The organism is Pacificimonas sp. ICDLI1SI03 (assembly GCF_054740865.1).
On the sequence record NZ_JBSQAU010000001.1, the window covers coordinates 837,130 to 852,498 of the forward strand.

At 60.7% G+C, this 15,369-nt stretch carries 9 protein-coding genes and 1 tRNA gene; 6 read left to right on the forward strand and 4 right to left on the reverse strand.

All coding sequences use genetic code 11. The annotated features are described in order from the left end of the window. Positions 1–55: 55 nt before the first annotated feature. Positions 56–1,939: a polysaccharide biosynthesis protein gene (locus ACSMXM_RS03995; protein ID WP_460314150.1), complete on the forward strand. Its 1,884-nt coding sequence runs from the start codon at positions 56–58 to the stop codon at positions 1,937–1,939. Here ACSMXM_RS03995 and recG read toward each other — a convergent pair. Further along, entirely contained in the window at positions 1,931–4,003 is a 2,073-nt protein-coding gene (recG, locus tag ACSMXM_RS04000; RefSeq protein ID WP_460314151.1) for an ATP-dependent DNA helicase RecG, read from the reverse strand. The two genes, ACSMXM_RS03995 and recG, sit on opposite strands and share 9 nt — an antisense overlap. A 16-nt stretch (positions 4,004–4,019) precedes the next feature. Here recG and ACSMXM_RS04005 point away from each other — a divergent pair, with 16 nt between their 5' ends. Together ACSMXM_RS04005 and mfd are read left to right on the forward strand one after the other, a co-directional pair. Further along, positions 4,020–4,328, forward strand: a complete 309-nt coding sequence (locus tag ACSMXM_RS04005; RefSeq protein WP_460314152.1) for an FAD assembly factor SdhE — start codon at positions 4,020–4,022, stop codon at positions 4,326–4,328. Continuing rightward, a complete protein-coding gene (mfd, locus tag ACSMXM_RS04010; RefSeq protein ID WP_460314154.1) occupies positions 4,325–7,792 on the forward strand; it encodes a transcription-repair coupling factor in 3,468 nt (1,155 codons plus the stop codon). Before ACSMXM_RS04005 ends, mfd begins: the two co-directional genes overlap by 4 nt. Positions 7,793–7,826: 34 nt before the next feature. Here the strand turns inward: mfd and ACSMXM_RS04015 are convergent, their stop codons facing one another. Together ACSMXM_RS04015 and ACSMXM_RS04020 are read right to left on the reverse strand one after the other, a co-directional pair. Next, entirely contained in the window at positions 7,827–9,923 is a 2,097-nt protein-coding gene (locus ACSMXM_RS04015; RefSeq protein ID WP_460314156.1) for a methyl-accepting chemotaxis protein, read from the reverse strand. 165 nt (positions 9,924–10,088) lie between these two features. Beyond that, positions 10,089–12,221 carry a putative bifunctional diguanylate cyclase/phosphodiesterase gene (locus tag ACSMXM_RS04020; protein ID WP_460314158.1) on the reverse strand — a complete coding sequence of 711 codons (2,133 nt, stop codon included), beginning with the start codon at positions 12,219–12,221 and terminating at the stop codon, positions 10,089–10,091. Between the two features lie 90 nt (positions 12,222–12,311). On the opposite strand from ACSMXM_RS04020, the gene moaA reads away from it, so the two are divergent. The 3 genes from moaA (at position 12,312) to ACSMXM_RS04035 (ending at position 14,241) form a co-directional block, all read left to right on the forward strand. Then, positions 12,312–13,319 (forward strand): GTP 3',8-cyclase MoaA, encoded by a 1,008-nt coding sequence (gene moaA / locus ACSMXM_RS04025; RefSeq protein ID WP_460314160.1) that lies wholly within the window; start codon positions 12,312–12,314, stop codon positions 13,317–13,319. Next, the gene (locus ACSMXM_RS04030) at positions 13,316–14,089 is read left to right on the forward strand and encodes an NAD kinase (protein WP_460314162.1); all 774 of its coding nucleotides are present in this window, start codon (positions 13,316–13,318) and stop codon (positions 14,087–14,089) included. The genes moaA and ACSMXM_RS04030 overlap by 4 nt, the downstream gene beginning before the upstream one ends. Before the next feature lie 77 nt (positions 14,090–14,166). Next, positions 14,167–14,241, forward strand: a tRNA-Asn gene (locus tag ACSMXM_RS04035). Between the two features lie 305 nt (positions 14,242–14,546). On the opposite strand, the gene ACSMXM_RS04040 is transcribed toward ACSMXM_RS04035, so the two are convergent. Next, entirely contained in the window at positions 14,547–15,332 is a 786-nt protein-coding gene (locus tag ACSMXM_RS04040; RefSeq protein ID WP_460314164.1) for a succinate dehydrogenase iron-sulfur subunit, read from the reverse strand. Positions 15,333–15,369: the final 37 nt, after the last annotated feature.

The window sequence follows — 15,369 nt, forward strand, 5'->3', positions numbered from 1 at the left end:
GGAGTCACGGCGAAAGCTTTCCCGGTCAACCTTAGCGCTTCTGCATGACATCTTCATGGCAGCCGCGAGCTTCGTCATCGCGTTCGCGGTACGGCTGGAACCGGAAAGTCTTTTGGGCAACGGGTCGCTGATTCTGCAGACGGCTTTCTGCGCGATGGCGGTCGGCGGCGTCGTCTTCATATTGATGGGTCTTTACCGGGGGATATGGCGTTATGCGTCGATCGCCGATTTGTCTCGCATCGTCCAGGCCGCGTTCGTTACGACAGCGGGCGTTGCCATCGCTCTGTTCTTCCTGAACCGGCTCGAAGATTTCCCGCGCATGATCCTTATCATCGCCTTTGTCCTGATGGTGTTTTTGCTTGGCGGAACGCGGTTGGCCTATCGCAGCCTGAAGGACAGGGGTTTACGCGGCGTCCTCCGGAGTAAGCACGGAAAGGAACCGATCATTGTGATCGGCGCGGACGCGGAGGCCGACGCCTTTATCCGCCGTCTGAAGACAAGTTCCGACACCCCGTATACGGTGGCATCGCTGGTTAGTCTTGACCCGCGCTCGAAGGGCAGTTCCATACAGGGCGTTCGCGTCGACGGATCGCTACGCGATCTGCAGAAGGTGATACACAAGCTAGTTGCTCGCGGGATCGAGCCCAAGCGATTTGCGCTGTCGCCATCAGCTCTGGAGGCCAGCGACATCGACGAGCTGATCGCGATGGCGGGTGAACTCGGCATGTCGCTGGACCGCATTCCGACATCGCTCACCCTACAATCCGGTCTGGACGAGGAAGTGCGGCTGCGTCCGGTGGCGATCGAGGATCTTCTGGGCCGTCCGCAAACCAAGCTGGACCGATCTCCGCTACGGGAATTTCTTGCCGGCAAGCGGGTTCTGGTAACGGGCGCCGGAGGGTCGATCGGCAGCGAACTCGTGCGGCAGATTGCGAGCTACGGCCCCTCGGAGCTGACGCTGTTAGATGCCAGCGAATTTGCGCTCTACAAGATCGATATTGAAATAAGCGAACGCTACCCTAGCCTTAACCTCAATTCGATGATTGGTGACGTGCGGGATACGCAGCGGATAGAGGATGTTTTCGGTCGGGCCGCTCCGGAAATTGTTTTACACGCCGCCGCCTTGAAGCATGTGCCGCTGGTAGAGGCGAACCCCAATGAGGCGATCCTTACCAACGCAATCGGTACGCGAAATGTGGCAGATGCCTGCCTGCGCCATCGCACCAAGGCAATGGTCCTTATTTCCACCGACAAGGCCGTGAATCCGGCAAATGTGATGGGCGCGACGAAGCGTTTGGCGGAAAGCTATTGCCAGGCGCTGGACCTGCATTCGGAGCGTCGCAAGCAGGATTTGCGCTTTGTCACCGTCCGGTTCGGGAATGTGCTGGGCAGCACGGGGTCAGTCGTTCCGCGGTTCCGTCAGCAACTGGAACGCGGCGGCCCCCTCACAATCACGCACCCGAATATCACGCGCTACTTCATGACGATCAGTGAGGCCGTCGAGCTGGTCCTGCATGCGGGCGAAATCGGCAGCCGTGGCAGCGCGGCGGCCGGCAAGATATTTGTGCTCGATATGGGCGCGCCCGTGCGTATCATAGACCTTGCCAAGCGCATGATCGAACTGTCGGGCCTGAAGGTCGAGCGCGACATCAAGATTGAGATTACCGGCCTTCGTCCAGGTGAGAAATTATACGAAGAACTTCTGCATGACGGCGAGGAAGCCGTTCCGACGGAGCGCGCCGGCATCACACTCGCTCAGCCCCGAACGGTGGATTACCGGGTGCTGGAGGCCGCATTGAAGAAGCTGCAAGACGCCGCCCAGCGCAGGGACAGGGTCAGCACGTTGCGCCTGTTGAAGGAGCTGGTTCCCGAATTCACCCACGAGCATGAGGTGCCGCAAAGAGGCGCCAAAATCGTATCGCTGCCCTCGTCAGCCTGATTGTAGCAGCGGGACAGCCGTGTCGCGCTCGAACATGTAAAGTAGCGCGCGCATCGCATCGCGGCGGGAACTACCCTGAAACCCGCCCTCATGCTCAAGGAACAGTTTTGCATCGGCGCGGGCACGATCGGCGAGGTGCATGATGTCGTCCGGCCGTGCCACGCGATAGCTACCCTCCCCTGACTGTCTCGTGCCCAGCAATTCACCGGCGCCACGCAGCGCTAGATCCTTCTCTGCGATTTCAAATCCATCGTTAGTGCCACGGATCAATTTCAGGCGATCGCGCGCCGTTTCGCTGATTTCCGGCGCGCGCAGCAGCAGGCAGACCGATTTCCCCCCGCCCCGGCCAACGCGACCGCGAAGCTGATGCAGCTGAGCGAGCCCAAACCGTTCCGCCTGCTCGATGATCATCAGGGTAGCCTCTGGCACGTTTACACCAACTTCTATGACCGTAGTCGCCACCAGAAGCCGGATATCGCCTGCGGCGAATGACGCCATGACGGCGTCTTTTTCGGGACCGGGCATCTGGCCGTGAACCATGCCGACAGCATCATCGCCGAAGCGCTTCTTTAGGAGTGCAAAACGGGTTTCAGCGGCTGCCTGCTCACCAGCGCCGTTGCCCTCCTCTACCAGCGGGCAAACCCAATAGGCGCGACCACCGCTGTCCAGAAGACGCCCAGCGGATTCGACGATTTCGGACAGGCGGTCCTGGCTGATGACGCGCGTTTCCACGGGGACACGGCCCGGCGGCATCTGGTCCAAACGCGACTCGGCCATTTCGCCAAACTGCGTCAGCGTGAGAGTGCGCGGAATCGGTGTGGCCGTCATTACAAGGACATGTGGCGGCACCCTCGCCTTCGACATGAGGGCCATACGCTGATTCACGCCAAAGCGGTGTTGCTCGTCGATCACCGCGAGGGCCAGATCCTTGTACGTGAGAGCGTCCTGAAAGATTGCATGGGTTCCGACCAGAATATCGATCTGGCCCGCAGCGAGTTCCGCATAGAGCGCCGTCCGTTTCGCGCCCTTTTCGCGGCCCGTCAGAATCGCGCAGCGCACGCCCAAACCGGTGAGCATATCAGTGAGAGTGGCATGGTGTTGACGTGCGAGCAGCTCTGTTGGTGCCAGCATAGCGGCCTGCCCCCCCGCCTCCACGGCGCGCAACATGGCGGCCAGGGCCACGGCAGTCTTGCCGCTGCCGACATCGCCCTGCAGCAAGCGGAGCATGGGCGCATCTGCGGCGAGGTCGCCGATGATTTCTGCGATCGATCGTTCCTGTGCGCCGGTCAGCCGGTAGGGAAGCTTCGCCCGGAACTGGGTGATGAGACGGTCCTCCGCTTTCAGGGCGCGGCCACGCCGTTTCCGGGCCGCCTCGCGCATGGCCAGCAGGGCAACCTGATTGGCCAGCAGCTCGTCATAGGCCAGCCTTGTTCGCGCGGCTGCGTCATTGTCAGCAGCGTGCGCCTTCTCCAGCGCATCAGCCCAGCAGGGCCATTGCTGAGACGCGATGAAATTTCCGTCCGCCCACTCGCCAATGTCGGGAATTCTCTCCAACGCATTGGCTATCAATCCGCCCAGCCGTTTATTGGTCAGACCCTCGGTAAGCGGATAGACCGGCTCTCGCTCGGGTATTTCGTCGCTATTCTGTTGCGTTACGACATGATCCGGATGAACGATCTGAAGTTGATCGCCGTAGCTTTCCAATCGGCCGGAGATAATGCGCGTCTCCCCGGGGGGAAGAATTTTACGCGCATATCCACGATCGTGAAAATAGACGAGGGTCGCTGGTCGCCCTGCCGCGTCCATCACGCGGACGCGGGTAGGCCGGCGCCCATCGCCATCGTCAATTTGGGAGACCGTCACCTCCGCGATGATGACCTGACCCACCATGGCGGACTCAAGGCGGGCAACGCGAATGCGGGGAATATGCTGGACCGGAAGATGGTAGATCAGGTCGAGAACTCGCTCGATGCCAAGTTTCGCCAATTGCTTTTTCAGGCGCGGCCCGACCCCATCAATCGTGTCGCAGGGTGCGAACAGGGGGTTGAGGAGTTCCGGGCGCATATCTAGGTCACCTTATGTGAATGACGCCCCAGAATCACAACAGGATCCACTTGCCGCCCGTCGCCGGAGGCTGAAGTTCCGTGCCTGGCATCGGGGTACGAAGGAGGCCGATCTGCTGATCGGTGGATTTTGCGACCGCCACCTCGCAGCCTGGGATGAAGAAGCCATCGCCTGGTACGAGACCCTGTTGGAAGAGCAGGACGTAGACATCATGGCATGGGCCATTGGAACGCAAGTCGTCCCCGAACGCTTTCAGGGCGAAACCATGCAGGCAATGCAAATTCTTGACTATATTCCCAGCCCGGAAAGAAGCACCCGAACTTGAACAGGATTGAGACGATTGCCGCGGCATCGTCGCCGCTGGCAATCGGCGGTGCGCCCAGCGGATATCTGCCGCTTTTCATGACCCAATTGGCGACGCAGGCGGCACGCACCGGTGCGCGAGCGGTCTATATTGCGCCGGACGACTTGGCCGCGACGAACCTTGCCGACGCAGCGGCATTTTTTGCCCCGGATGCGAGAATCATTTCACTGCCTGCCTGGGATTCGCTGCCCTATGACCGGGCGTCACCCTCGCTGAAGGCGAGCGCAGACAGGGTTGCAGGGCTGGCCGCTCTGGCAGACCGCCCGCAAGGCGCCGAACTCGTCGTGACGACCGTGAATGCTTTGACGCAACGTGCGCTGCGACCAGAGAGAATTCGCGCGCTGACCGTCAGGATAGCAGCGGGTGAGGTCATTGAACCCACGGAGCTTGCCCAGCGACTGGCCGCGAACGGCTTTACGCGCACCGATACGGTGCTGGAGCCGGGCGAGTTCGCGGTTCGGGGCGGCCTCATTGATCTGTTTCCCGGTGGACGGGAAACCGCCTTGCGACTGGATTTCTTCGGCGATGAGATCGAATCGGTCCGCGCCTTCGATCCCGGAACGCAGCGAACGGTGGGCGACGCGGATGCGTTCATCCTGCAGCCGGTCAGCGAACTGCTGCTGACCGACGATGCGGTAACGCGATTTCGGCAAACCTATGTCGAACGCTTTGGTGCGTCTGCCACTAGCGACCCGCTATATCAGGCGGTCAGCGAACGGCGCCGACTGGCAGGCATGGAAAACTGGCTGCCGCTGCTGGAGGGAGAATTGGGCACCGTCTTCGACCTCCTGTCTGAAAATGACGTCATTGTGGCTGATGAGGGCAGCGCCCTTGCCGCGGACCAGCGTTTCGAAGCCATTCAAGATTATTATGATAACAGAATGCAGGCGTTGGAAAAAAGTGCTGCAAGCTACCGGCCGCTCGCCCCGGATGCATTGTACCTGACCCCGGACGAATGGCATGAGCTGAAGGGCCGCTTCGGCGTTCACACGGCCAGCGCCTTCGAGCAGCCGGAAGAGGAAGGACGCAGTGTGGATTTGGGCATCCGCCCTGCCCGCAATTTCGCGCCAGAGCGCAAGGGGGAAAACAGCATCTACCAGGCGCTCGGCGCCCATGCCGAGACGCTGCGAAAGGATGGCAAGCAGGTGATCCTCGCCAGCTATACCGTCGGCGCGCGCGACCGGCTGAAGGGTTTGCTGGAAGAGCATGGGCTAGGGCCACTGAGCGAAGTGCCAGACTGGCAAAGCGCGCGTTCAGGTACTGACAGCATTGCGCTGGCGGTGCTGCCGCTGGATCATGGCTTTACCGACCACGACATCGCCGTGATCAGCGAGCAGGACATGCTGGGCGATCGGCTGGTGCGGCGGGCCAAGCGGGCGCGGAAGGCGAATGCCTTCATGGATCAACTGGCAATGATGACGCCGGGTGATCTTGTCGTGCATACCGATCATGGCATCGGTCGCTATGAGGGGCTGACGGCCATCGATGTCGGCGGACAGCCGCATGACTGTGTTGCGCTGACCTATGCCGGGGATGACCGGCTGTTCGTGCCGGTTGAGAATATGGATGTGCTGAGCCGGTACGGCGCCGGCGAGGATGTCGCCCTCGACCGGATGGGCGGTGCCAATTGGCAGGCGCGAAAAGCGCGCGCCAAGGAACGTATCGGCGAAATTGCTGCCGGGTTGATCCGTACAGCAGCGGAACGATCGTTGCGCGAAGGCAAGAGGCTGGACGTCGATCCTTCGCAATTGGGCGCTTTCGTTGACCGCTTCCCCTATGAGGAGACGGAGGATCAGCAAAACGCCGTCGACGATACGCTGGCCGACCTGGCGAGCGGCAAGCCAGTGGACCGGCTGATTGTCGGGGATGTGGGGTTCGGAAAGACGGAGGTGGCGATGCGTGCTGCCTATGTCGCGGCATTGGAAGGGCAACAGGTCGCCGTCGTCTGCCCCACTACCTTGCTGGCGCGCCAACATGCGCGAAATTTCCAGCAACGTTTTGAGGGTTTGGGGATAGAGATCGGCCATCTGTCCCGACTTGTCGGCCAAAAGGACACGGCGCGCGCGAAGGCGGGCATTGCGGATGGCAGCATCGACATCGTCATCGGCACGCACGCGCTCTTGGCGAGGTCGATCGAGTTCAAGCGTCTTGGCCTCGTTATTGTCGATGAGGAGCAGCGGTTCGGCGTCACGCACAAGGAGCGTCTGAAGCAGCTGAAATCTGACGTGCACATGTTGACGCTGACTGCCACTCCTATCCCGCGCACGCTGCAAATGGCGATGTCCGGCATGCGTGACATGTCGCTGATTGCCACGCCTCCAGTCGATCGACTGGCGATCCGAACCTATGTGATGCCGTGGGATCCGGTGGTCGTGCGCGAGGCGCTGCTGCGTGAACATTATCGCGGCGGACAAAGTTACTTCGTGACGCCGCGGGTAAAGGATATTCCTGAGCTTGAGGCGTTTTTCCGGGAATACGTGCCAGAGGTCAAATACATCGTGGCGCACGGACAGATGAGCGCGACCGCGGTCGAGGAGCGCATGAGCGCCTTCTACGACAATGAATATGACGTTCTGGTGTCGACCACGATCATCGAAAGCGGCATCGACATTCCGAGCGCCAATACGATGATTATCCATCGGGCTGACATGTTCGGCCTCGCGCAGCTGTACCAGCTGCGCGGAAGGGTCGGACGGTCGAAAACGCGGGCCTATGCTTATCTGACAACGGCGGAGGATACACCGCTCAGTCCCACTGCGCAGAAACGGCTGCAGGTATTGTCCAGTCTTGATTCACTGGGCGCCGGATTTCAGCTTGCGGCACAAGACCTCGACATACGCGGGGCCGGAAACCTTCTTGGCGACGAACAGTCGGGTCATATCAAGGAAGTTGGGTTCGAACTTTATCAGTCCATGCTGGAGGACGCGATGTTGGTCGCGAAGGCCGACGCGGCGGGCATCGACAAACCGCGTGAGGCCTTCAGCCCACAGATCAACGTGGACGCCGCCATCCTGATCCCGGAGGATTATGTCGGCGACCTCAATCTGCGCATGTCGCTTTACAAGCGGCTTGGCGACCTCACGTCACGCGAAGAGATAGACGCGTTCGCTGCGGAGCTTATCGACCGTTTTGGCCCGCTGCCAGACGAGGCGAAGAACCTGATGCAAGTCATAGAAACGAAATCACTTTGCCGCATCGCGAACGTCGAGAAGATCGAAGCCGGCGCAAAGGGTGCCCTCATCACATTCCATGAAAATGAGTTTGCGCGGCCGGAGAAGCTGGTGGGATTCCTGCAGCGCAATGCGGAGGTGGTGAAGCTGCGCCCGGACCAGCGCCTGTTCATCAGTCGCGACTGGCGCAGCCCACAGCAGCGCCTGGCTGGTACGGTCAAGATCGCGCGTTCGCTTGCGAAGATGGCAGGCTGAACCGTTGGCGCTTTGCCCCGCACAAGGCCGTAGGCTAGGCGGCGCGCACCCGGATCAGGAAAGCGTCGACTTCCTTTTGCAGCATTTCTGCCTGCGCGGATAATTGGCTTGCTGCCGAGAGCGATTGTTCGGCAGCAGAGCCCGTTTGCTCGATCCCCTTACGTACGCGGTCGATATTACGCGCGACCAATTGGCTTCCGCTGGCAGCCTGCTGAGTGTTGGAGGCGATCTCGCTTGTAGTTGCGGATTGCTCCTCCACCGCCGCCGCCACTGTCGCGGCAATCCCGTCGATACCGCTGATGGATGCGGTTATCGATTCAATCGCCGCGATGGCATCGCGGGATACAGCCTGAATGCCCCCTACCCGCTCGGCGATTTGGGTAGTTGCCTTGCCGGTCTGGCTAGCGAGAGCCTTGATTTCGCCGGCTACCACCGCGAACCCACGACCGAAATCGCCGGCGCGCGCCGCCTCGATCGTCGCATTCAGCGCGAGAAGGTTGGTCTGCTCGGCAATATCGTTGATCAAATCGACAACTTCACCAATTTTCGTCGCGTCTTTCGCAAGCCCTACCACGATCGTGTCCGTGGAACGGGCTAGGCGAGCCGCATTTTGCGATTTCGCCGAAGACTCGACGACCTGTGCCGAAACTTCTGCAATGGAAAGCGCCATCTCCTCGGATGCATGAGCAACGGCAAGAGCATTCTGGCTCGACTGCTGAGCCGCCACGGCGGCTTCCGCGGAAACCCGCGCACTGTCGCCTGCAGCGCCCGCAACCTGCCGCGCCCCGGCTTCGATCTGGCGAGCAGCCATGTTGACCGCGCTTGCAACGTTTCGGACCGAGCTTTCGAAGTTGTCTGCAAGTTCCGACAAAGCCTTGCGTTTTTCCGCCTCAGCGAACAGGCGTTCGGCTTGCCGTTCCTCCTCGCGTAGGCGCTTGGCCTGCGCTTCGCGCTTCTGGGCATCATCGGCGGCGGCGCGTTGCGCTGCGACCTCGCGCGCATTTTCGTCAAACACCAGAATCGCACGCGCCATATCGCCGATCTCGTCCTTGCGATCCAATCGTGTCACGACAACGTCGCGCTCACCGGCAGCCAGTCGCTGCATCAGACTGGCCATATTTTCTATCGGCGCGGCGATCAGTTCCCTGCTGACCAACCATGCAATGATCACGGAAAACAGGCCAACAATCAGAACGGTGCCCAGGATCATGAGCAATAGGTTGAGAAGTCCCCGAACCGAGGCGATTGACCGGCCCGACATTTCGGAGATTGTCCGCCGCAGATCCTCCCCGTCCGCTTCAAAAGCAGGCCCCAACTCGCCGACCAGTTCCGCGACGCTGGCGTTGCGCGCGCGGGTCAACCGATCCACCTGCCCAAACGCAAGGTGGTATTGGCCCACGTTCCGGGCGAGTTGATCGGCGGCCTGGCTCATTGCCGTTCCGGCAACGGCGGTCACCAGGCCGTCCATCGACTGGTCCAAGCGTCTCAGATCCAGGCGCGCGGCCTCCGCCGCAGAATTGCTGCCCGTAAGGCGGAAAGTATCGACTTGGTGCCGCGCGGCTGAATAATCACGAAGCGCCTGAGCTGTCGATCTTGCCGCCACTAAACTGCCCGTGCGGAAGGTCTCCTCGATCATCGTTTCGAATTGCTCGTCGAGGGTGGGCGTCAGTTCATCAAGCGTGGCCCCTGCCCCGGCTTCGATATTTTCCTGCGCGCTCACGATGCGCGCGAAATTCGCCTCCAGCGCGTCAAGACGTCCGTCCATCGCCTGATTGGCATGAATAAAGTCGGTCTCCTCAATATTGGCGGCTGCGCGTTCCAGGGCGGCTCGGCCTTTCGCGATCTGACCACGCACCTTCCTTTCGGGAGCATCGCCGGGCGCGATGACATAATCCTTGATGCTGCTTTGTGCGCTTCCTACCGCGGCCTCTGCAGCGGTCACCGCCTGTGCTGTCTTCGCGATCATGCGCGCCGAGCGGGCTGCGTCGGCCATCATCACAACGCCAATGCCGATCAGCAAGGCTGCCGCGCTGCCGGCAATAGCCACGCCGCCGAACGCTGCCAGGACTTTCTTCGTTATGGGCCAGTTGCCCGTTCGCCGCCGCAGCCAATCGACCAGGGAGGTCTTCATGTTTCCAAGCCTGTTCATCCCGGTCGACCCCGATGTTCGAGCAGCAGTTCGAGAGATTCCTAGAACAGATGGACTTGCAGGAGGGTTAATATCGGCGGGCGGGGACCAATCCGCCTATGACGTCAAGACGCCGTGTGGGATGGATGAGCATGGCTATCCCTAAGATCAGGCGTGTTCCAACTCGCCTGCGTGGTTCCAGACCTTCACAAAGCTTTGCAGATTTTCGGAAGAAAGCGCCTCGGAGCACAGATAGCCTTGGTACCAGTTACAGCCCTCGCGCACGAGAAGGTCCAGCTGCGCCTGTGTTTCCACCCCCTCCGCGATGACCGTCATGCCAAGGGAGCGAGCCATGTCGACAACCCCGCGCACGATGATCTTGTCGCGCACTTCGCCCTCAATATCGGCAGCGATCGTTTTATCGATCTTCAAATAGTCGAGGGGAAGCGATTTCAAATAGGCCAGCGATGAATAGCCGGTGCCGAAATCGTCAATGGCAATGCGAATGTGGCGGGCACGCAGACCCGACAGCATGTGGGCCGTACGCTCAAGGTTTTCGACGAGCCCGCCTTCGGTAATTTCCAATGTCAGCCGCTCAGCGGGAAAACCCGTCTCGTTCAGGATCTCGATCAGGTTAGGAACGAAGTCGGTGCCCCGCATGTCCGCGGCGGTGACATTGACGGACAGACGAATATCCCCCAACTCGTCAGGCCATGCCGCCGCCTCCCGGCAGGCCTGGCGCACGATGTTGCGCCCCAGTTCCACGCCAAATTCAGCCCGTTCTGCTGTCGCTAGCAATGTTTCGGCCGGCAGCAGGCCGTAGATCGGGTGGTCCAGCCGCACCAATGCCTCGACGCCCGAAATCCGTCCTTCGAGCGCGTCGACCTGAGGCTGGTAGCGAATGTCGAGCTCGCCATCCCGCGCGGCATCCCGCACAACCTGCTCCAGGCTTGCAAGACGCGCCGGATCGTCTTCCCGCCCGGTCAGATAGACCTGGAAGCTGTTCGGGTCGGCGTCGCGGGCACCGGCAAGCGCAGAACTGGCGCGATGAAGGAGTTCATCCGCGCGCTGTACGCCACGATCGGCGGCGGCAATGCCAATACGGCAGGCGACGTGGATAACGCGCCCCTCAATGACAAAAGGCCTGGAAAAGAGTTTGGCAATAGACTGACTTAGAAAGACGGCTTGATTCAACATGACAGGCCCGAAAGCCACGATGGCGAATTCTGCCCCGCCCAATCTTGCGGTGATTGCATTGGGCAGTGCGCTCTCCTCCATAATGCGGGTAAGGCGACGCGCGACCGCCTGCAAAAGCGCGTCGGCGACCACGCGCCCATAGGCCGCATTCACCTGATCCAGGCGCGAAACACCCAGCAAAATCGCAATCGCCGCAGGATCGTAGCTGTCCGCATGTGTCAGCGCTTCGTTCAGCCGCGCGCGGACGTGGGTCAGGCTGGAGAGTCCAGTCAGCGAATCATAATGGATAGAAAGCCGCTGCTGCGCCGCCGTGGCATCGATGTCCTCGACGGTGGCGGCAAGCCCGGTGACCGTGCCACCCTCGTTCGTCAATGTCCGAACGTGATGAATGATGCGATGGGCCTCGCCCTCCACAAGGATCCTATGCGAGACTTCGCCAGAAATGCCGGCTGCGAGCAATGATTCCATGGAATTTCGCACATGCACGCGCTCTCGGCTGGCCAGCATCCCCAGCGCTGCGTCGACATCCAGCCGCGTTTCCGAGCGGGAAATGCCGATCATCTGCGCAAGGTCTGCGGATATTTCGATATCGCACTTGCCCCGTTCCCATCTCCAGCTTGGGGAGAGAGATAAATTCGCCTGTGCCTCGGCCACCGCCGCCTCGGTCCCGCTCGCCCGCATGCGCCGTATGGACCGCTCAACGAACTTCAACGCGGTGCCAAGTTGGTCAGCGCCAAACGGGCTGACCAAATAATGGGTGGCGCCCGCCTCATATACATCGGGCAGTGCAGCAGCGTCCTTGCGCGACAAAAGGACGAGCAGGCCGCCCCGCCGTTCACCGACATGTCCTGACAGCGAGCGCGTGGCCTCCAGACCCGTCGCAAGCGCCCCGCGTGCATCAACCACGGCAATGAAAGCTCGTGATGTCCGATAGCTGCGGCCGGGATTTTCGGTGGACCCGCAGGAAATCACCTCACGGCCCGTCCCCGCGATCGCGCTGGTCGCTTCGCGGCGATAGCGCGCTGAATACAGAAAGACGGGCGTCCGTTGCATGGCGAGAGTGACGGTCTCCTGCTCGAACCGCATTATGCCGGAACGATCCATTCCGTTCCTACCCGAATGTACCCGCAGGTGGCCAGTGCCCGTTTGCCGCGCTTGCCCTGAAGGTGCGCAATGGATACGCACTAACGAATAATGTCGGCACTTCCCCCTCTTGTGGATAAATTCGGTCGCCAGGTCACCTATTTGCGGGTGTCGGTTACGGACCGGTGCGACCTGCGATGCACCTATTGCATGGCGGAGGACATGGAGTTCCTTCCCCGCAAGGACGTGCTGAGCCTGGAGGAGATCGATCGGATCGCCAGTGCCTTCATCCGCCGCGGCGTGCGTAAACTACGGCTGACCGGGGGTGAGCCGCTGGTCCGGCGCGGGATAGTGGGCTTGGCGGAGCGCCTTTCCCGGCATCTGGATAGTGGCGCGTTGGAGGAGCTGACCCTTACGTCGAACGGCAATCAGCTTGCGAAGCATGCGGCGGGCCTGGCGAATGCGGGGGTGCGGCGCATCAATGTCAGCCTAGACACGCTGGATGCCGACCGGTTTCGCAGCATTACACGCTGGGGAGATATTGAGCGGGTGAAAGAGGGGATTGCGGCGGCGCAAGCAGCCGGCATCTCCGTCAAGATCAACGCCGTCGCGCTGCGCCATGTGAACGAGGACGAACTCGAATCGATGATGCTGTGGGCGCATGGCGCGGGTCACGACCTGACGTTTATCGAGACAATGCCCATGGGCGATACCGGCGAGGATCGCGCGAATCATTACTTGCCGCTGTCCGTCGTGCGCGGCCGCTTGGCGGAACGCTACGAACTGACGCCGCTGGCTTATTCTACGGGAGGCCCGGCGCGTTACTTTCAGGTCGAGGAAACCGGCGGGCGGTTGGGGTTCATCACGCCGCTGACGCATAATTTCTGTGAAGGGTGCAACCGGGTTCGCCTGACGGCGACGGGTCAGCTTTACATGTGCCTGGGTCAGGAGGATCGCGCGGACCTGCGGGCCGTGGTGCGCGCCAGCGAGGATGAAGGCATGCTGGACGCGGCGCTTGACGAGGCGATTTCGCGAAAGCCGAAGGGGCATGACTTCGTCATTGAACGTGGCGCCAGCTCGATATCGACCCCACGCCACATGAGTTTTACTGGCGGATGAGCTTTCCTCGCGCTGCTCTTGCCGTGTCGCCGACGCAAGGGGGGCGTGACGCGGAACAGGTCGTCCGAACGTTGCATGACTGGGTTCCCTTGGAGGAAGCGGACATGGTCGTTGCGTTGGGCGGCGATGGGTTCCTGCTGCAATTGTTGCACGGAATGCTCAATCAGGGTCGCACCCTTCCCGTATTCGGTATGAACCGGGGAACGGTAGGCTTTCTGATGAACGAGTTTCGTACCGAAGGTCTCGCCGACCGGCTTCGTAATGCCAAGAGTTTTCGCCTGCACCCGCTGAAGATGGATGCGCGCACCATTTCTGGCGAGCATGTCGTCTCCCCCGCGATCAACGAGGTGTCGCTGCTGCGCGAAACCCGCCAGACGGCAAAGCTGGAGATCAGTATCGATGGCCGTGTGCGTATGTCCGAACTGACGTGCGACGGCGTACTGGTGGCCACGCCCGCAGGATCGACTGCCTATAATCTTTCGGCCAACGGTCCGATATTGCCGCTTTCGAGCGATCTGCTTGCCCTGACGCCGATCAGCCCGTTTCGGCCCCGGCGGTGGCGCGGGGCGCTGATTCCCGCGGCAGCGCAGGTTACGTTCCGCATGTTGGAGGCGGGCAAGCGTCCGGTATCTGCGGTTGCCGATCAGCGTGAGGTGCGCGACGTTGCAGAGGTGACTGTGTCCTCGGACCGCCAGGTTGGTTTGGACCTGCTGTTCGACCCCGAATATGCGCTGGACGACCGCATCGTGATGGAACAGTTTTTGACGTGATCGCGTGTCTTTTCAGGAATGCCAACATATCGGGTTGGCAGGCTGTCACACCGTTGGTATAGGCCCGCCTTCAGTGTTCCCCGGTAGCTCAGCGGTAGAGCAATCGACTGTTAATCGATCGGTCGTCTGTTCGAATCAGACCCGGGGAGCCACTGAACCTTTTGGCAGGTTCCTGCGCATCGCCGGATAAGCCTTTTTCCATATTGATCAGTTGTTTGTCGGGTACATCGCCATAGGGGCGAGCTTGTGCTGGCAGCTACAGTTGAGGCTTCCACGGCGTGGTCGCCAATATGCTGCCACGGCGGACCGTTACATCCCGTCCCATATCGCGATCATTGCTGATCGGAGGACGGGCGGTGTGTGCAGGAGCGACCACGCTGCGCTCATGAGCAGACGCCCATGGTCGTCTGCGCATGAAAGAAGGGGTCGGCGTTACAGGTTTCTGGAACGAGAGGCCTTAAACTTGCCGCTCGACCACCATCTTCTTGATTTCCGCAATGGCCTTTGCAGGGTTCAGACCCTTGGGGCACACATTCGCGCAGTTCATGATCGTATGACAGCGGTAGAGCCGGAACGGATCCTCCAACTGGTCCAGACGCTCGCCCGTCATCTCATCGCGGCTGTCGGCGAGCCACCGATAGGCTTGTAGAAGAATGGCGGGACCAAGGAACTTGTCCTGATTCCACCAATAGCTGGGGCACGCCGTCGAACAGCAGGCGCACAGGATGCACTCGTAAAGACCGTTCAACTCGTCGCGCTGCGCCTCCGACTGGATGCGCTCCTTGCCGGCCGGAGCGGGCGTTTTTGTCTTCAGCCAAGGTTCGATCGAAGCATATTGCGCGTAGAAGTGCTTGAAATCAGGAACAAGGTCCTTGATCACTTCCATGTGCGGCAAAGGGGTGATGCGAATCTCGCCCTTAAGCTCATCAATTGGCTGCGTGCAGGCCAGCGTATTCGTGCCGCCGATGTTCATTGAGCAGGATCCGCAAATCCCCTCGCGGCACGACCGGCGGAACGTCAGGGTCGGATCGATCTCGTTCTTGATCTTGATGAGCGCGTCAAGCACCATCGGACCACAGCTTGCCATGTCGACATCATAAACGTCGTAGCGTGGATTCTCGTCATCATCTGGTGACCAGCGATAGATGCTGAAAGAGCGAACCTTTTCTGCGCCTTCGGGCGCCTCGAACCGGCGGGTCTTGCCGGTGATCTTGCTGTTTGCAGGCAGGGCGAATTCGGCCATGGTCGAACCTTCGTAACATTCAATTTGCAACGGTCGA